Below are 20,547 nucleotides of genomic sequence, written 5' to 3'. Positions count from 1 at the left end.
GGCAAGTCCAACCTTTATAGGTATCCCTAGTTTGTCACTCTAGGCAGAAGAAAATTGGTGAAAAGCATTTAATTTAGTCCCTGTTAAAGCATTAGCACAGAGATTAACCAGACTAATTAAAGTATTAAAACTACTAACTAATAGAGGAGATTCAAAAACCTTCAACCAAGGTTTTACTAATTTGAGGGCTAATAGTGGCAATAATAGTAATTGCATATTATTTAGCATTGATTTCCAGCCTTGATTGAAATCCCAGTCTGGATGTTCAGCTAGATAACTATTTAGTTCAGATTGACAACTTGATAAGTTAGATAATTCCGAAGACTGAGTTGAAATAGCCCTCATACTAACCAATAGAAAAGCACAACAAATAGATTCCCACCATTTAGCAATATCATTGTATTTGGTTACATGAAAGTCCGACCAACCTAATTCAGATTTGCTTTGTCTAAATCCATATTCAATCCAAGTTCTTTCTCCATAAATATTGCCTACATCTTGATATTTAATTTTGTCAATATTAGTCATTACATAAGATGTACTATTGACTGGTAATGTTTCGGGATCAGTTGTTAGATACCAATAAGTATATTTATTCCTGTGACCAAATATTATCTCACACACATATCTTTTTTGTTGTTGACCTTTACTTAATATTCGGTCAAATTCTTGCCAAGAAGTCTGTTTAACTTCCTCCCCCTCTGGCATCCAGACTCCATGATTACTTCTTCTAACTCCATAAATATTGACACTTACAATCCCATTGTCTACTTTTCCTAGCCTTCCTAAATATTGTCTAGCTACATATTCAGTTTTATTTCCTTTTTTTGGATCTCCGGTCTCATCTATAATAATGTCAATTGCTTCTTCTTTTAACCAGTTAAAGATAATTTTTAGTCTCTGGGTTCTTAATTCTTCCGATTTCCAGGGAGATTGTGTTAAAAAGTTATGCAATGATTGACTATTTTTTAATCCAATTATTTTAGAGAGTGTTACTAAACTTTTTCTCTTGCTTGGTGTCAAAATCCCCATAATAATTTGCTTAAAGGCTTCATAGCTTCTAACTTCTGGAAATATTTTTTGATAACTCTCACAATATTGATCGATGAAACTAATGGTAGGTTGTGGAATTTTGGGCTGTATCATAGTCTGTGTCTCCCATTTAGACTTCTCTTTCTATTTTACTCTTCCTAGAGTGACAAACTAGGGATACTACGATTTCCACTAGCAACTGAGTACATAGCTGCTAAATCCAAACCCATTTGTTCGCAAAAAAGCTTTAAGTTGGTAACTTTTTGACTGTTGCCATCAGTGTCTGTCACAACATAATTTTTGAAGCGCTTACTCGGCCGATCTTGGTGTTTAGGGGTGTAAGCATACTGACACTTCCACCCGCCAGATGTAAGGGTTTTTCCAGATGCAACGTTAACCATAGATGTTCGATGCAAGCCATTTTCTCTGCAAAATGCAGAAAGATTTCTAACAAATTTTTTTTCTCCTTGAGGCGAAATTACTATCCAGTCTTTTGTTTTTGAAGGTTGAGCAACTAAAAACTCAGAGTTAACAAAAATATTAGCTGTTGTACTAGCATTATATCCAAATTGAGGATCGTAAGATTGGAGAGTGTCCATCCAAAATTGCTCTCTTTCTACTAAAATAGTTGGTTCATTAACTAACTCTATGATTTTAAACTCAAAATTTTCTACTCCGTATTTTTTCCAAGCATTTTGCAGATGTTTACTATGATGCTGGCTCCTTGATAATAAGTTTTTATGGTCATACCATCGCCGCTCTATATCAATTGAACTTCCCACATAAACTTTACTGTCAAGAGTATTTTGAATGAAATAAACACCACTCAAACTCTTATTCTTGCTTGATAAATCCATAGGTGTAGTGAAAAATAAAAGCAGTGGGCAAAGTTCAAAAACTAGCACACTGCTTTTAATTATAAGACAAAAGCCCAAAAATAATTTAACGGTTAGAAGTTGGTTTTTGTTCCGGGAAAGTACATTTATCTGAATCACAACCAGCGGGACCAACTTCTAGCAATTCACCGCGATCGTAGCGGAGCAAAGCTGTAAGAAAATTATCCGTATGCCGCCGCAAGATAACCTCCTTTATAAGCTGTTCATACTGTTCCTTGGTGATTGGCTCAAAGGGCAAGCGAGGAAACGATTGGTGGTCATCAAATCGCGCTAGGAGAGCTACAGAAATGTATCCTTCATCATTTTGAATAGCTTCGTAGATGCGCTGTCCTAAAGGCTCAACTTCATCGGCTCTTAGTTCTACAGTTGCCGAAGTGTTATGGGTTGTCCAATGACACTGGACATTTAAGTAGAAATCCATTTGTGTCAACGCAGAAAACTTGCCAATCTCAATTTTATCTGCTCCTGGTAAATCGGCCCAAGGTACAGCAACGGGAATTTCAATCAACCATTCTGTGCAACGTGGATCGAAGGCATCATTCAGCAAATTACCATTTTCATCTTTGTCAGATTGAGACGGAATGACATTGTAGCCATAGTCAATACAAGCTAAGGCTACGGGGTCATTTTTGCGGAAAGTAATGCGGCGAATAAAACGCTGTGCTTTCGGAGGATGCCAACCAGGAGATGCACCTGTTAATAAACTTTTTGTTCCCGAAGGTTGAACGGTTGTACAACGATTTGGACGTTTGAGAGAATGGCGATCGCAGTAATCCCAGACAGCTTGATTTACTATTTCCCGCCAACGAGTTAAATACTCTTTTTCTCCCTCTTTAAAGGCGATTCCTTGTTCAGTTTCAGGTCGTCCTTGTTCCCACCAGCGCAGCCAATCAACGCCAAAAGCATGGACAAAGAAATCGAACAAACCTGTAAAAGACACGCCTACAATTGGGTCTAATTCGCGACTGTAGTTGTAGCGGGGTTCGACAAATTTGTGATTGAGAAGTGTGGCCACTGATAATCCAGCGGCGGTGAAGGCTTCTTCTTGTTCTTTGAGGTTTTTGGGGTCAATTTGATTGAGATGAATCTCAGCAAGATTACAATTTCCAGTTAAAGTATTACCAAAAACTCCCTTGTGATACTCTGGTTCATTAAAGCAGTAAGTATCGTGTAAATCAGGTAATTCTTCAACATTTCTTACAATCTGCCATTTGCCTTTAGATTTAGCACTACTTCCTTTACTAACATCTAAACGCTGACAAGGAATATCAGCACAATCAGTAATTTGTAAGTAATACAAATCCCGACTTCTGATGCCATAATTAGTGATCGATCCCTTATGGGCAAAAAGATTGATTGATGAACGAATGCCACATTTTGTTAGAAGTAATTGAACTCTGTAAGCTCGCTTGTAATCAGAGATATAAATCCTGATACCGTTGCCACTTGTATTCGAGCCGTCTGTATCAGCTAGGCCAGCAATAAAATGCAGTATTGCTTGACGATTCCAACTGGCAATTACATTCAATGCTTCTGCATTAGTTTTTAATGCTTTCAGCAATTCTCCAGAAAAGCCTAAATCTGTCACATCGGTAAAAGCAGGTAAATAGCTATATGTTCTTTCCGGTGACTTATTTCCTGATACTACTAAAGCTGCCTTCTTTTGGTAAAGTCTAATTTTGGCATTGTCATTTTGATCTGTAGTTCCATCTCCTACGGCTACTCCTAAAGTATAGGCGTAACTAGGATCTACATTCAAACCATCTTCATACTTAATTGTGAAAGGCTCTGTGTGAATGGCATAGTGACTGACATCCATCAAATCTTTGGTTTGAACTTCTTTGTACACTTTACCAAAGCGATCTTTGACAAAGAATCTATGATATTCTGTGGCATCTAAGTAAGAGCCATCTCCAAATTGCACTCGATATAGTTTACGCTGACTACCTGTTTTAAAGGGTGTAACTTGGCTCCATTTTTGACTATTCCATATCTCAATTTCTAAGTCGATAACATCTTTGATTGGGTGAATTCCATCTCTAGTAATGAGTAGAGTTTCACCACTGACACAGTGAAAATTTGCGCCAATAATTTCCCCACAATTGTGAGCCACAAATCCATTAGCATCAAACTGAGAAACCCCTGGTACGGTGCAGTCATAAACTGCTTCTTCTCCATCAGAGATAATTGCAGTAATCTCAACCGAAAATCTCTCACGGTTAAACTTGCGTTTATACCCAGATAGTAGGCTTGCTAGTAACTGTGATTTTTCTGGCTCTTGGAACCCAATTACTTGTTGAAATACATAGATATTGTCATTAGCAATGACCAACTCATGGGATGCCTTGCAGAAATATTCCGCCAAGTTTTTCTGGCTATTAGGCAACATTCTGAATCCTTCTGTTCTGCGATTTTGATATATTGTCGAGCCAATACCTAAACGCAACAGCATCCTTTGTACAGCTTCTAAAACAGGCAAATTGCTTTGAGATAGCCGAACACTAATTCCTTTTTCTTGAGTTCCTTGAACGCTTCCATCAGCATCAAAGAAGCCTCTGAGGAATCCACGATAAAATTCATAACTTGCCTGCTCAACTTCAGGAGTGATTACTTTGGAATGATGATCCAAACCAAATTTCTTAGCAAGACGAGCTAAACTTGATGAGCTAACCTCATAGTATTTGTTGTTGGGATGATAAATTCCTTGCAAATCTTTGGTGTATTGAGGAGGTTTAGGCAGGTTATTCACCAGCGTTAAGGCATACTCTTTCATTTCTATTTGAGTATTGCCCCAATACCTCAATTTAGCTTGATAGGTGTGATTGGCTTGATTGACAGAAAAACAGCCATCTCCTAGTAAACTACCCAAGAGCCATCCTTCATCAAAACTACCAACACCATCCCAAGATTGAAGATTACGATGATTGTGAATTAGAATGCGATCGCCAATTTTAAGATCGCCAACCTCACACCATTCAGAATACTGCTTTTTTTGGGTCTGTGCTGTTACTTTCAAAACTTGATGGTTTTTTGTCAACCTTAAGCTATAACCCTCTTTGGTTTGCACTTTAACCACTGGTTTAACTCCAGTGAAAAAGAAGCCTTCTGGGGTAGTGCTGAAAAGTTCTCCATTGACATAGACAGCTTGCTGCACTCCAATTAAGTCTTTGACTTGTCTTGCACCATACTCAGTATGAACCCAAGTATCAGCCGTAACACATGGATTCAAACCCATACGGGCTAAACGATGCCCTAATTCCTCAGAATTGATATGAGGATAATTTTCCTGCAACCACTCTTTAGCCTTTCCATCGTTATATGCTTTCAAAAATTCTAGTTTCAGTGCAGAAGTTGATAGCAAATCGCAGTTAGATCTGGCTACCGCTTCACCAGCCCATTGAATTGCACCTTCACCAGAATAATACTGTTTACGAACGGCATCAATACATTCTTCTAAGGTGGGTTTGTAATGAAAAACACGAGAGTGATTTGCCATTCTTAAAGCATCACGCTCTGGATCTATTCGCCAATTACCATTTGCATCTTGTTGCCATAGGTTATCTTTGGCATTAGAAAATAGGGGATCGTTGCTATCTCCCTGACGAATCCCTGCACTACGCCGAATATTGCCGGCAACAATTGTCACCGCTGCTTCATCAATCAATAAACAGCATTCAACAGAATTTAATTGCCGTCCTAAAGCCTTATTCAAAATAGCGGCACAGCGATGATAAAGTTCTGCCAATTTCACCGGATTAGCGACACCGCCAAAGCCTTTTAATGGTTCTCCCACCGGGCGGACATCGCTCAATTCGATGACAACTTGCACATCGGTTGAAAATCTTTCATCAGTTGACAATTCCAGCAAACTTTGATAAGATTTAACCCAACCTTGGCGAGAATCTCCTACATAGATGGTTGCTTGATTTCCCTCTACTTTGACTTCAGTTTCTTCCCGCCGCAATTGAGCGGGAGTAGTGCCAATTTCTCCCTGCAATTCAACTAATAAACGATTCCGAATTGGCGGTAGTTGGTTAATATATTTGGGTTCGAGAACCGCCCCAGTACCGCAGCCCATCATTGCCAAATCCATCAATAGCCCGAAAGCCCGCCAGTCAGCGATATTTGTGGATGAACAATTATAGGCCCCGGAAAAATTCTCTGGTGCTTCAATCCACTCGCTACCCCCCACCCACAGCCATCTACCGGAGGTGAGGGCCTTAAGTTGGCTTTGCATCCGGTGTAGGAGATCCGCTTCTGCGGGGGTGAGATTGCCGAGTTTGGCTAAACCGCGAACCGTGCGATCGCACACTTCCTCCCACGTCTCCCGCCCGTTTTCTGTGCGGCGGCTATAAGTCCTGAAAAACACCGGATTGGCCGCAGGTGCAGTTTCCGGGAAGGTGTGCTTTTTCTGGGTGTCGTTTTGACTCGTCCGCTCAAGTTCTCGAACCATGATTACAGTCTGCTCGTATCACAATAAATCAATAGACTATGACTATAGGCCATGTCAGATATAGGGTCAAATGGTTGACAAAATCCACAAGTTGCGCTATATATGGGTCATAAGCTCAACAGTGCTATTGAGAAAAGCGATCGCCTTAACGCACAGACAAAAACTCAATCCTCGGCAATAATGGGTCTTGAACAATGCCCACACCGTTAAATCCCCAACGCTTGAGCAAGCTTTGTAATTGAGAACCGGCAATAGATTCGACTCCAAAGCGATCGGCTACATCTGCACCATACTTATTTAGATAGCTGAGAGCTTCAAAGTCTTCGCGAAACATTAACAAATAACTCTCATCTGTGTCTTGATTGGGATGAGCAGTTAGATATTTACCATCAGAACGAGAACGCAATAAGTAGAAAACTTGGGAAAACATTTTGTTGAAGGAAGAGGGGCTAGGGGCTAGGGGCTAGGGGCTAGGGAAGAAGGAAGAGGGAAGAAGGAAGAGGGAAGAGGGAAAATGCAACAAAAATATGCTTCGGCGGTTGAAACCGCTACTAAACAAACAAAGTCCGCCTGCGCGGACTGAAAGATAAACGGGCATTTAAGCCCGATTTAGTATTAGCAATTAGCAATTAGCAATTAGCCATTAGCCATTAGCCATTAGCCATTAGCCATTAGCCATTAGCGAACATTAAATCAAAGTCAATGCCAAACCTTTGACGGAAGTTCCATTGCCAATTTGACCGATCGCCGTAGCCGCACCTGTTGTCAAATTAATATTATACAGACTTGACACGCCTCCGACTTCAAGGGCAGCGATCGCATTCCCATTGGGACTAATATCAAAGCCAAGTATGCGAGAAGCATCAACACCCAAGGAACCAACAGTATTAAGCACACCATCATTAGGCGGAACTTGCCTTACCAGAACATCTAAACCACTGTCGATCGCATACAGTGTAGTTGACGTAGCCCCGGCAAAGTTATTAGTATAGGCTGCGGCCACCGCCGTAGGATTTGCCCCAGCGTTGATATCGCCAGCAGCGTAAACTAAATTTCTGTCGAATTGGACACCTCCAATCAGCGTATCAAAATCTACAACTGCCCCTGTTTCCTGGTTCAGCCGCCCATTTTGATCTGCCTCATTGATAACCCGAATGCGATCGACAGTAGGATTGAAATCGAAACCAGTCGCCCCAATTGTAAGAGTTGGATTCAAAGGTGCGGTTCCCACCACAGTTGCTACGCCACTCGCCCGATCGATCGCATACAACCGATTGCTGCTACCCAAACCGTAAAGTACACCCGTAGCAGGGCGGAAATCAATCCCTAGCAAGCTTTCTCCTGGCAGTAACCCCGTAACAGCAACATCGCTGAGGACTGCTTGCGGTGCTGCTGCATTAAAGCCGATAATTCTTTCAGCTCCATCTCTACCTGTAACTGCATAGGCTGTAGGCAAAGGCAATGCTAAACCAACGATCGCTTCCCCATTCGTAATTTGACCTAACGCCGTAGCTTGACCTGTGGTCAAATTGATATTGTATAGACTCGAAACGCCGCCAACATTCAGGGCTGCATAACCCGACTCCTGACCGCCAACGCTTCTAATATCAAATCCCAGGACGCTAGAAGCGTCAACACCCAACGATCCAACGGTATTAAGTACGCCATCGTTAGGTGGAACTTGCCGCACCAGAACGTCCAAATTGCTATCGATCGCATACAGTGTGGTTGACGTAGCCCCGGCAAAGTTATTAGTATAAGCTGCACCCACTGCCGACGGATTTGCCCCAGAGTTGCGATCGCCACTAGCATAGGCCAAACTTCCGTCTAATTGAATACCATCGGTAGTCGTGTTGAAATCCACAACTCCCCCAGTATCAGGATTTAGCCGCGCATTTTGATCCGCCTCATTTATAGCCCGAATGCGATCGACAGTGGGATTAAAATCAAAACCAGTAGCCCCAGATGTCAAAGTGGGATTAAAGGGTGCTGTTCCCACCGCAGTCGCCGCCCCACTGATGGGGTCAATCCTGTACAAGCGATTGCTGCTACCCAAACCAAAGAGTTGACCGTTAGCAGGGCGGAAATCAATCCCCACCAAGCTTTCCCCAGATTCTAACCCCGTCACCGACACATCCCTAAGCGTGATTCCCGGAGCAAAAGTATTAAACCCTACAATCCTATTACTTGCCGTCAGCCCATAGGCAGTAATCGAAGGCCCAGGCAGAGGACTAGGAACAACACTAGAGTTATTAGTAGTGAAATCTGCCGCAGAAATTAAACTCCGGTTAACCCCTGCAAGGACAGCAAGAAATTCTCCAGTTACTCGGTCTTGAATAAAGGTATTATTACCTGCGTCCACCAAGTTGAGGTCAGCAAAGGTCAACCCTCCACTCAAACCAATCAGATCCAAATTGTCTGTAAAGTCATTGATAACATCTGCATCTGCCAGACTTAAACCCCCGCTAGTTAGTGAAGGGCCACCATCAGCGTAACGGGTAAGAACAAATACGTCAGCCCCCTCTCCACCAGTAAGATTATCAGCACCTCTATCACCAAATAAAACATCGCTACCAGAGTTACCGGCCAGCAAATCGTTGCCTCTACCGCCATAGATAGAGTCGTTATCTTCATTGCCATTGACAGTATCGTTGTCTAGATCCCCAAATAGAGAGTCACTACCGGAGTTTCCATCTATAAAGTCGTTTTCCTTACCGCCATAAATAGAATCGTTACCAGAGTTGCCAGAAATTGTGTCATTCTCTTGCAACCCAAAGATTCTGTCATCCTCTGGTAAACCTCCGATGCTATCTGCTTGAGGGGTACCGATAATTTCTGCCATAGTGCAATCCCGATCTAAAGTTAAAGATGATTATGAAATAATATTAACAGGGGATCGATTGCAAAAGGCAGCAAAATTTAAATTCAAAGATTGAATTTTCTTTTACTATTCAGCTTATTACTTAAGATTTTCTAGGCGGATGCGGGGGTCAACTACCTTAAGGAGTAGATCTGCTAATAAGTTACCCACAATCAACATTACAGCCCCCATCATCAAGCTTGCCATCACTAAATACAAGTCTTGATTAGTGACAGCATCTAAGGTAAGTTTACCTAGACCTGGCCAGTTGAAAAAAAGTTCCGCAATAAATGCACCGCTTAACAAGCTAGCAAACTCAAATCCTAAAAGTGTAATCAGAGGATTAATCGCATTCCGTAAAGCGTGAACGTAAATCACTCGATTTTCTGGCAAACCTTTAGCCCGCGCAGTTTGGATGTAATCTTGTCGCAGTACGTCCAATAATTGCCCCCGCATTAGTCTTTGCAAACCTGCGAAGCTGGTGATACTTAGAGCTACAGTTGGTAAAATTAAATGCCAGCAATAATCGATAATTTTGCCCCACAAAGATAAATCTTCATGATCGATACTTGTCATCCCGCCTACAGGAAAAAGAGGTGAAGTGTTCTGTGCTAGAAATAGCAAAAGTAGAGCTGTAATAAAGCTGGGGAATCCTTGACCAGTGTAGCTAATTACTTGTAAAAATCTGTCTGTAGAGCGATTTTGGTTAACAGCAGCGATAATCCCCAAGGGAATTGCGATCGCCCAAGTTACAATTAAAGAACCGATCGCCATTACTAGAGTTGCAGGTACTCGTTCCCATAACAATTCAGCTACATCTCGCCCATAAACAAAACTTTTACCAAAATTTCCCTGAGTGAGGATTTGCAAAAGCCAGCGCCAATATTGCTCAATCCAAGACTTATCTAAGCCAAATTGTTGTGCTAGTTGCTTAACAGTTTCTGGTGCAATTTTGGGATTTTGATACAAGGTGTCTAAGTAATCGCCTGGAGCTAGTTGAATAATAGTAAAACAGAGGGCAGATGTCAAAAACAGTGTCAAAATTGCCTGTAGTAGCCGCTTAACTATATAAGCAAATGTCTCGCTGGCAAACAGTGAATTTAAGACCCGTAAATTACGATTTAATTTGATAGAAGTCATAGAAGTTGTTAGTTGTTAGTTGTTAGTTGAGTATTAATTGTTAGTGGTTAGTTGTTAGTTGTTAGTTGTTAGTTGTTATTAGTAAATAAAGCTAGTTAGCAACTATTAACTGTCATCAGGAAATTTCTGTCATTGAGAAGTTCCTGTCATTGCGAGCGAAGCGAAGCAATCTCAAGCCTTCGCGATTGCTTCGCTTCGCTCGCAATGACATATATTATACTGGCAATGACATATATTATGCTCGCAATAGTATCATCATTATACTCGCGATGACATAGTTAAGTTTAATCATGTCCACCTAATTAACAACTAACAACTAACAACTAACAACTAACAACTAACCACTAACAACTAACAACTAACAACTAACAACTAACAACTAACAATTAATACTCAACTAATGTCACAATTGGCACATCTGGTAACTTTTCTCTACCGCCTAAATCTTTTAATTCGATGATAAAGGCAAAACCTACAATTTCGCACTGCGCTTGCTGTAATAACTGACCTGTAGCGACCGCTGTTCCTCCAGTGGCCATCAAATCGTCTACAACTAACACGCGACTGCCTGGTTCAATAGCATCTTGGTGTATTTCCAAGCGATCGGTGCCGTACTCTAACTCATACTCAACAAAATTAATTTCTGCTGGCAGTTTACCGCGTTTGCGGACGGGAATAAAGCCAATACCCAATTTATAAGCTAAAGGTACGCCAAAGAGAAAGCCCCGCGATTCCATACCAACGATATAATCAGCGGACAGCCCAGAGCACTTTTCGGTTAAAGTGTCAAGGGTGTAGCGTAGTCCTTCGCGATCGCGCAGGAGAGTAGTAATATCTCGAAACAGAATCCCTGGTTTAGGAAAATCTGGGATGTCGCGAATTAAAGATTTGAGATCCATAAGGTTGAGGATAAGCGTTGAGATTGCAACGGTAGGCTTTCTGGCACTTTCGGGCTTTCTAGTTCAGGAATTGGCTTTAAATGAGCAGGAGAACTGATTGAGCCTTCTAGTGCCGTCCGATGGGAAGCATCAAAAATCTTACACTAGATGAGGGTCGATTTTCCTCTCAATGTTCATCGACAGTGGAAAAATCTCCCTTACCTTAGCATCAAAGCAACTTCCTTGGCAAAATAAGTCAAAATTAAATCAGCACCCGCCCGTTTAATACTGGTTAAAGTCTCTAAAATTACCTGCTTTTCATCAATCCATCCTTGCTGTGCAGCGGCCTTAATCATCGCATATTCACCGCTGACATTATAAGCAGCAACAGGTAACTGAGTTACTTCTCGAATTTGGCAGATAATGTCTAAGTAAGCTAAGGCTGGTTTAACCATCACAATATCTGCTCCTTCGGCGATATCTAAAGCAACTTCTTTCAAGGCTTCTCTAGCGTTTGCCGCATCCATTTGATAAGTCTTTTTATCACCAAATTTAGGGGCAGAATCGAGGGCATCTCGAAAGGGGCCGTAATAGGCAGAGGCATATTTAGCGGAGTAAGCCAGAATACTGACATCGAAGTAGCCAGAGGCATCTAAGGCTTTACGAATTGCGCCTACGCGCCCATCCATCATGTCAGAAGGTGCTACCATATCTGCGCCGGCAACGGCTTGAGAAACTGCCATTTTTACCAGAATTTCTACTGTTGGATCGTTAAGGACTTTACCGTTTTCGTCAATTAAGCCGTCGTGTCCGTGAGTGGTAAAAGGATCGAGGGCTACGTCAGTAATTACTACTATTTCTGGTACAATTTCTTTGATAGCTTTGACCGTTTTCTGTACTAATCCTTCGGGGTTGTAACTTTCGCTGCCGTTGTCGTCTTTTTGGCTTTCAGGTATTACTGGAAATTTTGCCCCTCCCCTGTCATTACAAATAGGGGATAGATGAGGTCGTCAACGGTTAAGTGATTTTCTCGTACCATGCGCCGCAAAGCTGGTGTACGGCGGAGGCGGCGGGGACGGATGCTTGTCAGGGAGGGGTTTTGATTGTTGTCGGTGGAAATGGCGGACTCGACGTTATTTGTGGATGACATAGGAACAGATGCGATAATAATGATTATCATTATTATCGCATCTGTTCCACAAAAAGACGCATTTACTACCAGAAAAATTACCCGGTTATGGAAGGGTTATATCGTAACCCCGGCACTAAAACTTTAACAACTGGAATATTAAATGTCGGCCGAGTTAGATTGACTCGGAATATATTTTTATATCCACTTTCCCACAGACATCGCAAAATATAATTATAATCTTCGCTTAAATTATTACCAGCTAGACTACTGAAATTCTGCCAAGATGCTGTTGCTTGTAAACGGTCAAAATAAGCATAAATTTTATAATAAGTCTGGCTACGATCGCGAGGAAGTGGCTCTGCCAACTCTTCACTAACACCATAAATAAATGTCAAGCGAGATTGAGCAGCCTCAGTAATTGCCCGTGCCGCAGCTACAGAAACACTTAGATGTGTTCCGTAACCGAAATTGACCATAATTGCAGGAGTTAAGGGATTTTTGTCAAGGATAATTGCCCAAAAAGTATTAACTGAAATACAACTTTTTAGCCAGATTAATACCAGCTTAAAATTAGCAGATTTAATCCGATATATTAGCGAACATATCAACTCATCATCCACCGTATTTAGATCGATAATTTGACAGCTTTTAATGTCAATTTTGCCATTAATACTCACCCCAGCTATTGCGTCTCTTTCAATTAACTCATAAAGCCCATGTAGGGTTGCTTCTACAATATGATTGCCACTAGCAAGACCATTTGAGGAAAAGCCATACAGCGACGGCGATCGCAGATAGACAGCGCTTGCAGGTAGCAATACACTTTCATTTTTCTGCAAATTTTCTGCTTTAATCCAGTCGATTATTAAGTCTTTGCTAAAGAAATTATGGGATAAGTAAAGTGGTAAAATATTAGGTGAAATTATTGATAGATCGCTAACATTAATATCATTAAAACTGCTGCTATAAAAATTGCAGTATGGGTTTTCAGCATGGAAAACTTCTATTGCTTCCATTAGCGCTGAGACTTTAGCCGCCATCTGAGATAATCCCTTACCGTTGTGGATTTGTACCAAGCGCCCACCGGGTTTTATAGAACAATAAACAGGAATGCCAATTCGATCTAAACCAGTGATATCTGCACAACGAGTAATCCCTGCTGCTGGTAAGTAAGGGTGGATATTTGCTAAGGTTTGTTCAGGTGAGATTAAACGGTGAGTACCAATCGCATAAGCTTTAGTAAGTACATCCATATTTTTTTAGTTGTTTTCGAGTAAGTGTGCGGCTTTTCCAGTAATTTGTAATTCTTGGCATAAGGCATTAGAAAAACTCCAACTAATTCCAAAATAGTTGGGGCCTTGGTTGACAATCCACTCTTCAAATGCTATAGTTTGCGATCTAATTTTATTAAAATTGTTAAAGCTATTAGCAGATATACTTTCTTGCTCTTTCTTTTGTAGGTGAGTTTTTAGCGATCGATCGGGAAAAATATTGTTTTGGGTTGCCCATTCTAAAATGAAATAACGTTGCGATATTTTGTACCGTAAAGCAGTTAATTCTGCCTGAGAGAGATAAGATAAATTACTGTTGGTAATTAGCAATTCTTCCTGAATAGATTGCTCTAAATTTCCCTTGATTCCAAAATATTCTGGGCCTTGGTTAATTATCCAATCAATTGCTAGGCGATCGCGCATTAATTTCCTATAGCTACAAAAAGTTAAACCATTCGACTGCAACCATTTTAGATCGCAAACAATCTCATGTACTTTTTCCCACTCAGCCAAGTCAAACTCTAAATTATCTTCTGGATAAACAATGCTATTTTGCTTTACCCACTCCTGAATAAAACAGTGTTTTGATAAAGTGATTTGCATCTCTTTTAGCAAGTTAACATCCTGTTTTACTGCCAATAAAAGTTCTCTACCTGTGCAAATTCGATCGCTGCCAATAAAGCCTGTCATTGCAACTATTTTACTGAGAATTTCTGGCACTGGTAATTCTAATTGCTGCGGCTGACTAGAGATAATCTCTTGTTTCTGGGAAGATTCAGATTGCCAATTCAGCACTTGCATAGCATCCAGCCTTTTTAGATCCACTTGTTGTGTCATTAGATAAGTTTTGATCTCAGCAAAATCTAAGGGAGATAGCTGTTGTAAAACTGGACTTTTAAGAAGCTGCTGATAGGAACGATCGGGATAATATAATTGTTTGGCAAACTCAATTAGTTCTGCTGATTTTTCTGCTGTTAAACAGCCATTTTTAACAGCATTAAGTAAAGTATAGCGGATATTAATTAGCGGTTCTGAAATCGGGCAGAAGTTATGGGAATCGTCACCATAAGTTAGCCAAATTTCGTCATCTCCATCAATAATTCCATCTCGATACCATTCAAAAATTGTGCCGCAACCCTTCATGCCAAATTCATGTAATTCTGCGGCTCTCAATGCTCCTACCCCTGATGCACCATAAACCTTAATTCCGGCATTAATTGCGTCCAAAATTTCGCGTTGCCAAACAGGTCTTTCCTGATGAAATACTCCATCAATTAAAATAATAGTTTCAATGCCAGATGGGATAATTCGATAAATATCTCCCCTCCGAACTGGAGGATAATAGTTGGCGTGGAGAATTTTTTTAGCTTCATCAATTCTGAGAGATGGGCCTAAGAATACAGCAGTGGGTAGAAATGACTGCATAAAGGTAAAGAAACCGGGTTTCTCGATAAAATTGGATTTTGAACGAGATATTTAGGAAGAAACCCGGTTTCCGATCCCAGATCAAGAAACGCGGTTTCTGACTACATTTAAAAAAGGAATGTAGCTCTCAAGGTTCCAATCACAACATCAGGATTTTTGTTACTTTGATTAGGAGCCGTTAACCAAATCAAACCAGGAGTGAGTAAGATATTATCCGTGAGGCGATAAACGTAGAAAGCTTCAATGTGAAAAGGAGTAGTGCGATCGGGAATTCGCCTGACTAAATCTTTAGTGTCATAACCAGCCCGATTTCCCGGTACGCTTTGAGGTTCATCGAAGGGAGAAGGGGTTTTGGCGCTAGTTACATAAGGAGGTACACCAATCACAATCCCTCCTAAATTTCCCTCTTTTCCCAGGTCAGGAAAAGCTAAGGTGATACCGTAGCTAAAAATATCAGCATTGCTGCTGCTAAAACGAGTTTCAAAGGGCGTACCAGGGGCTAATGTTCCTCCAAAACTTTTAACATCAGTATAGCTAAACCAGCCGCCGATCGCAAATCTACGATTAACTTGCCACAAGGCCGATAAACCATAGGAATTTGTGGCATATTTATCGGTCAAGAAAATTGGACTATTGGCTAATGAAGTCCCGACATCATTGTTAAATAGAGGACTGCCTACTTGATAATTTTTGTTGTAAATTAAGCCCAAAGATAGGTTAGGGGTGGGGTTAAATGTTAACTGAGCGAGAACGGAATTTCTCCCGTCAAATAAGCCATTTCCTTGAGTGGGATTTTCCGCAGTTCCAGCTAAATATCCAACGCTGAGACTCAATTTTTCGCTAAATTCATAAGTCAATCCAGCGCCAGCACCTAATCCGCCCAGGCTATAAATTGGGTTGCGTTGACCGAGAATAGATAGAGAACGAGTTCCGCCATTGCCATCATCAAATAGGCTGAATGTTGTCGGCACATATTCCATGTGTTCGCCATCTTTTGCCATAATCACGGCTTGCAAGCGAGAAGTAATGGGAAACTCGTAACTTAATCCTGTTAATCCAAAGGTATTATTGGCAGATAATGTGCTGATATCTTGAAAGGTTTGTTGACCTTCATTTGTTCTGGCTACATCAGCTTGATCGCCGCCAGATTGATAAGCTGTAACTGGGTTTGGCCCATATTCAAAGCCTCGAATATTGTCAGGTGCGCGTCGGCCAGGGTGTGCTGAATTACCCGCTGTCAGGCGAATTTTTAACTGATCTTGTCCGGTAAAACTGGTTAGTAATTCTAGCCGGACTCTGTTAGCAAAAACGGTGCTTTGATCGTCGGTAGTAAACTCTCTAAATCTTTCTCTTGGTGCGCCGGTAAATGGGTTGAGGGGTGATAAGGGCAGGCTGACTTTTTCGCCATCGCCAACTAATACGTCTGTGACGGCAAAAATTACTTCTCCTATCAATTTTGTGGTGGTTGAAAATTGGTTGGCTTCGAGTTCGGAAGTTCTAGCTTCTAGGGTGTCAATTTTGCCGCGTAAGGTGGCAAGTTCGGCGGCGAATTCTTCTTGTAATTTTTGGAGGGTAGCTAGGTCTTCTTTGGTGACTAAATTAGCTGTGCTACTGCCAATTAAGCGGGTAACTTGGTCTAAGCAAGCGTTTAATCCGGCGGCGAATTCGTAACGGGTTAGAGCGCGATTGCCGCGATAGGTTCCGTCGGGGTATCCTGCAATGCAGCCGTAGCGTTCTACTAATGATTGTAATGCTTGAAATGCCCAATCTGTGGGTTGTACGTCGGATAGTTGGGAGACTGATGTAACTTGATCCATTGGCTCGGAACTGGCGCTAGGCTGTGCTAATGGATCGGCAATTTGATTGGGTATAGTTTGGCTGAAATATGCTTTTTCGTCGGCGATCGCGCTCCCACAAATTGCTAGGACAGCACACATTGTTACTGGGCTGAATAGCACAGTATTGCACAAAATTTTTAACATTAAAACTCCTCACAGACCTCTGATAAATCGGAGGATCGTGTAATATTTGTACAGGGTTGTTAAGCTACTCAAAATGCACGATGTTAAATTATGTTTTCGCGCTAATCTGTTAACTTTTAGCTTCAGCTTTGAGCCGATCGCCTTTACAACCGTTATGATAATGATTATCATAATCATAGAATAAAGTCAAGCGCGATCGCCAATTTTGCCCGAAATCAAGGCTCTGCAATGAATTGGGGTACTGTTGGCATTCAAGGAGTTAGGGTGTAAAGGCAATGGATAGACAAGCATTTCAAGGGGAGAGTTGGTATCGGGCGATCGCGCTGAGGGAAAGGATTGCGTCTTTGGGCGCTGGCTGCAAAGATGAGTTTGATCGGGAGTTAGCCGATCGCCGATGGCGGCGGTGGCGATCGCAATACCCCTTGACAAAAGATACTTTTTTTGATAAGAAACTGGCTTTGGAGGGAATTACTGAGGCAGAATTTCGGTATCTGTTGGGAGAACCAGTCTCAACACTAGCTAAGCGACATGGAAAGCCTCTAAGTTGGTTGGAAGAACTAGATCGGGCTTTTACGATGGGCGATCGCGCGGAGGCAGAAGGTTTTACGATCGCGATCGCGCCCCTGGTTGCCCAAGGTAAAAACCGCTTGCACCAAGGAATTGCCGCCTTAGTAAAGGATAGAAAAACATCGTCCCTACCCTTCGATCGCACTACCATCGAATCAATTTTGTTAGCATTTTTACCCGATCGCTTCTTCTGGATGCTGAACCCAACAATGGCACTAGAGCTAAATGCCCAGCGATTGCAAGGCTTACTGGCAGGGGAAACTCCTCAACAGCGCTTTGAGAGCTTCTTACAGCGGTTAGAAGATCCCGAAAGTGCGATCGCGATCCTGCAAGAATACCCAGTATTAGCGCAACAATTGGTCATTTGTATAAATATCTGGGTCGATCTCAGTTTAGAATTCCTCCAGCGCCTCTGCGATGACTGGGAAACAATTATCTCTCACTTTGCTCACAAAATCGAGCTAGGAGTTCTAGCACAAGTCAAAGCGGGTGCGGGTGACGCTCACAACGGCGGCCGTAGCGTTGCGATCGTCACATTTAGCTCTGGCTGGCAAATCGCCTATAAGCCCAAACCCCTGGCTGTAGACGCTCACTTTCAAGAAATTCTCACATGGCTTAATACCAAAAGTGAGCTAAAGTTTCGCACTTTGCAAATCCTCGATCGCGGCAGTTACGGATGGGTAGAATTCGCCCATACCAGCAGTTGCGAAACTCCCGCCGCCGTCGAACGCTTTTACCAGCGCCTCGGCGGGTTACTAGCGCTACTGCACGCCATCCAAGGCACTGATTTCCATGCCGAAAACCTGATCGCAGCCGGGGAACACCCCGTGTTAATTGACTTAGAATCCCTATTTCACCCCCATCCAGTTGCCCCAAACTCGCCAAATTCTGTTCTCCCCGCCCGTCGAGAAATGGGCAAATCCGTACTGCGCGTGGGTTTGCTGCCACAACCCCAGGCGATCGCAGCAGAGGCGGTGGATGTGAGCGCGATCGGTGGCAATCCCGAAAGGTTGGGAAGGGGGCGGAAAATTGGATTGAAAGCCTCAAACACTGATGAAGCAAAGGTTTCTCGGCAAGCGATCGCGCTCGGAGAGAATCAAAATCAACCGCGCTTGCAGGGGGAGTTGGTGAATGCGTTGGCATATCAGGAGGCGATCGCAACGGGATTTACTGCGACTTATCGGCTAATCGTCAAGCATAGAGAGGAATTTAGCAATTTTTTAGATCGCTTTGCGACAGACGAAGTGCGCGTTTTCCTGCGGGAAACCCGGAGTTACGGGTTGTTGCTGCAAGAAAGCTTTCACCCAAATTTGTTGCGGGATGCTCTCGATCGCGATCGCCTTTTCGATAAACTTTGGGTAGAAGTCCCCGCGCTGCCATACCTAGAGCGCGTTATCCCGGCTGAGAAAGCGGCTTTGTGGCAAGGTGATATTCCCAAACTCACAACGTATCCCAACTCGCGCCATCTGTGGGCGAGTAACGGCGAATGTTTTCGCGATTTTTTTGACGAGTCGGGGCTAGAGTTGGTGCAGCAGCGCCTACAAGCCATGAATGAAGCCGATTTAGAGCGCCAGCTATGGTTTATTCGCACTTCTCTCACAACGTTAGGCATGGTGGTGGAACCGGGGAAGTCACTTAGTTACGCGATGCCAAAGGTGGCAGCAGCAGACGATCGGGCGGCTGAGTTGGCGTGCCTGCAAGCAGCAAGTGCGATCGGCGACAGATTGGAGTTTTTAGCCGTGCGTGCAGGCGATTTGGCGGGCTGGATTGGGCCAGTTTTTACGGGTACTCGCCACTGGGCAGTTAGCCCTTTGGGGTGGGATTTGTGGGATGGGATTCCCGGTGTAGCGTTGTTTCTGGCTTATTTGGGTGCGGTGACAAAACAGGATCGCTATCGGGAATTAGCCCAGGCAGGGATGCGATCGGTACTGCACCAAGTCGAATATGAGGGCAGGCTGATTTCATCAATTGGCGCTTTTAACGGCTGGGCGGGGTTGATTTATACTTTGACTCACTTGGGTAGTTTGTGGCAGCAGCCAGAGATGTTATACATGGCTGTTGAATGGATGGAAAGCTTGCCAGCATTGATTTCTAAGGATGAGCAATTAGATATTATTGGCGGCGCGGCGGGGTGTATTGGGGCTTTGGCGAGTCTGCATTGCTGTGTTGGGGGCGATCGCATTAAAACAGTGGCGCTTCTGTGTGGCGATCGCATCCTCGAAAAAGCTGAAAAAATGCCCCAGGGAGTCGGTTGGCGGACAATTCCCGGATGTCAACCGCTGACAGGATTTTCTCACGGTGCGGCGGGTATTGCTTGGGCGCTGTTGGAGTTGGCAGCGCTGACAGGTGCGGAACGTTTTCACTCAGCGGCGCTGGGTGCGATCGCTTACGAGCGTAGTTTGTTTTCAGAAAAGGTAAAAAACTGGCCTGATTTGCGATTTGAGCGCGATCGCACTCAATTTTTCAGCTTGGGATGGAGTCACGGCGCACCCGGTATCGGTTTTGGGCGATTGCATTCACTCCGCCATTTTCAGGATGGGGAAATTTTGGCTGAGATCGATGCGGCGCGGGAGACTGCGATCGCGCGCGGTTTTGGTAACAATCATTCTCTGTGCAATGGCGATCTCGGCAATCTGGAATTCCTGAATTGCGATCGGCAAATATTGAATACTTCCGGGCGATCGGAAATCAATAATATTGCTCTTAATGCGATTGAAAGTATTGCCCAATACGGTTGGATTTGCGACGTACCGCAGCGAGTAGAAAATCTAGGTTTGATGACAGGAATTGCTGGCATTGGCTACGGATTTCTGAGATTAGCCGCCCCCAATATTGTGCCTTCTGTACTCGCGATCGCACCGCCATTAATGAACCAACAACAGTTAACAGTTAACAGTTAACAGTTAACAGT

Annotated in this window: 11 protein-coding genes and 1 pseudogene; 1 reads left to right on the top strand and 11 read right to left on the bottom strand. The window is 42.9% G+C overall.

The genetic code is table 11. The annotated features are described in order from the left end of the window. Positions 1 to 39: 39 nt before the first annotated feature. The 11 genes and pseudogenes from OSCIL6407_RS32850 to OSCIL6407_RS0121610 form a co-directional block, all read right to left on the bottom strand. Positions 40 to 1,146, bottom strand: a complete 1,107-nt coding sequence (locus OSCIL6407_RS32850; RefSeq protein ID WP_019486784.1) for a transposase — start codon at positions 1,144 to 1,146, stop codon at positions 40 to 42. Positions 1,147 to 1,190: 44 nt separating this feature from the next. Then, positions 1,191 to 1,889 (bottom strand): GIY-YIG nuclease family protein, encoded by a 699-nt coding sequence (locus tag OSCIL6407_RS31910; protein ID WP_051045180.1) that lies wholly within the window; start codon positions 1,887 to 1,889, stop codon positions 1,191 to 1,193. Between the two features lie 85 nt (positions 1,890 to 1,974). Beyond that, positions 1,975 to 6,381, bottom strand: coding sequence for a ribonucleoside-triphosphate reductase, adenosylcobalamin-dependent (gene nrdJ, locus OSCIL6407_RS0121650; protein WP_007353167.1), 4,407 nt, complete (start codon positions 6,379 to 6,381; stop codon positions 1,975 to 1,977). Positions 6,382 to 6,526: 145 nt separating this feature from the next. Next, on the bottom strand, positions 6,527 to 6,811 hold the full coding sequence (locus OSCIL6407_RS0121645) for a hypothetical protein (RefSeq protein ID WP_007353168.1): 285 nt from the start codon (positions 6,809 to 6,811) through the stop codon (positions 6,527 to 6,529). A gap of 258 nt (positions 6,812 to 7,069) precedes the next feature. Beyond that, positions 7,070 to 9,223, bottom strand: coding sequence for a DUF4394 domain-containing protein (locus tag OSCIL6407_RS0121640; protein WP_007353169.1), 2,154 nt, complete (start codon positions 9,221 to 9,223; stop codon positions 7,070 to 7,072). A 117-nt stretch (positions 9,224 to 9,340) separates the two neighbouring features. Then, positions 9,341 to 10,381 carry an ABC transporter permease gene (locus OSCIL6407_RS0121635; protein WP_007353170.1) on the bottom strand — a complete coding sequence of 347 codons (1,041 nt, stop codon included), beginning with the start codon at positions 10,379 to 10,381 and terminating at the stop codon, positions 9,341 to 9,343. A gap of 386 nt (positions 10,382 to 10,767) precedes the next feature. Then, complete coding sequence (locus tag OSCIL6407_RS0121630; protein ID WP_007353171.1) at positions 10,768 to 11,280, bottom strand: adenine phosphoribosyltransferase; 513 nt, start codon at positions 11,278 to 11,280, stop codon at positions 10,768 to 10,770. A gap of 197 nt (positions 11,281 to 11,477) precedes the next feature. Beyond that, a pseudogene (gene hemB, locus OSCIL6407_RS31070) lies at positions 11,478 to 12,298 on the bottom strand (porphobilinogen synthase). Positions 12,299 to 12,486: 188 nt separating this feature from the next. After that, positions 12,487 to 13,644 (bottom strand): YcaO-like family protein, encoded by a 1,158-nt coding sequence (locus OSCIL6407_RS0121620; RefSeq protein ID WP_007353174.1) that lies wholly within the window; start codon positions 13,642 to 13,644, stop codon positions 12,487 to 12,489. A 6-nt stretch (positions 13,645 to 13,650) separates the two neighbouring features. Next, entirely contained in the window at positions 13,651 to 15,087 is a 1,437-nt protein-coding gene (locus tag OSCIL6407_RS0121615; RefSeq protein ID WP_007353175.1) for a TfuA-like protein, read from the bottom strand. Between the two features lie 107 nt (positions 15,088 to 15,194). Then, entirely contained in the window at positions 15,195 to 17,069 is a 1,875-nt protein-coding gene (locus OSCIL6407_RS0121610) for an iron uptake porin (RefSeq protein ID WP_007353176.1), read from the bottom strand. Between the two features lie 275 nt (positions 17,070 to 17,344). Between OSCIL6407_RS0121610 and OSCIL6407_RS0121605 the strand changes: the two genes are divergently transcribed. Beyond that, complete coding sequence (locus OSCIL6407_RS0121605) at positions 17,345 to 20,536, top strand: type 2 lanthipeptide synthetase LanM family protein (RefSeq protein WP_007353177.1); 3,192 nt, start codon at positions 17,345 to 17,347, stop codon at positions 20,534 to 20,536. The last annotated feature ends 11 nt before the right edge of the window (positions 20,537 to 20,547 follow it).

It is taken from the genome of Kamptonema formosum PCC 6407, assembly GCF_000332155.1.
In the GTDB taxonomy this organism is placed as follows: domain Bacteria; phylum Cyanobacteriota; class Cyanobacteriia; order Cyanobacteriales; family Microcoleaceae; genus Kamptonema; species Kamptonema formosum.
Note: the sequence above shows the minus strand (reverse complement) of the source record. Positions and strands in the feature narration are given on the sequence as shown.

What these genes read in the sequence shown, in the direction of transcription:
- OSCIL6407_RS32850 (WP_019486784.1), bottom strand. Translation starts at nt 1,146, where the DNA reads ATGATACAGCCCAAAATTCCACAACCTACCATTAGTTTCATCGATCAA.
- OSCIL6407_RS31910 (WP_051045180.1), bottom strand. Translation starts at nt 1,889, where the DNA reads ATGGATTTATCAAGCAAGAATAAGAGTTTGAGTGGTGTTTATTTCATT.
- nrdJ (WP_007353167.1), bottom strand. Translation starts at nt 6,381, where the DNA reads ATGGTTCGAGAACTTGAGCGGACGAGTCAAAACGACACCCAGAAAAAG.
- OSCIL6407_RS0121645 (WP_007353168.1), bottom strand. Translation starts at nt 6,811, where the DNA reads ATGTTTTCCCAAGTTTTCTACTTATTGCGTTCTCGTTCTGATGGTAAA.
- OSCIL6407_RS0121640 (WP_007353169.1), bottom strand. Translation starts at nt 9,223, where the DNA reads ATGGCAGAAATTATCGGTACCCCTCAAGCAGATAGCATCGGAGGTTTA.
- OSCIL6407_RS0121635 (WP_007353170.1), bottom strand. Translation starts at nt 10,381, where the DNA reads ATGACTTCTATCAAATTAAATCGTAATTTACGGGTCTTAAATTCACTG.
- OSCIL6407_RS0121630 (WP_007353171.1), bottom strand. Translation starts at nt 11,280, where the DNA reads ATGGATCTCAAATCTTTAATTCGCGACATCCCAGATTTTCCTAAACCA.
- OSCIL6407_RS0121620 (WP_007353174.1), bottom strand. Translation starts at nt 13,644, where the DNA reads ATGGATGTACTTACTAAAGCTTATGCGATTGGTACTCACCGTTTAATC.
- OSCIL6407_RS0121615 (WP_007353175.1), bottom strand. Translation starts at nt 15,087, where the DNA reads ATGCAGTCATTTCTACCCACTGCTGTATTCTTAGGCCCATCTCTCAGA.
- OSCIL6407_RS0121610 (WP_007353176.1), bottom strand. Translation starts at nt 17,069, where the DNA reads ATGTTAAAAATTTTGTGCAATACTGTGCTATTCAGCCCAGTAACAATG.
- OSCIL6407_RS0121605 (WP_007353177.1), top strand. Translation starts at nt 17,345, where the DNA reads ATGGATAGACAAGCATTTCAAGGGGAGAGTTGGTATCGGGCGATCGCG.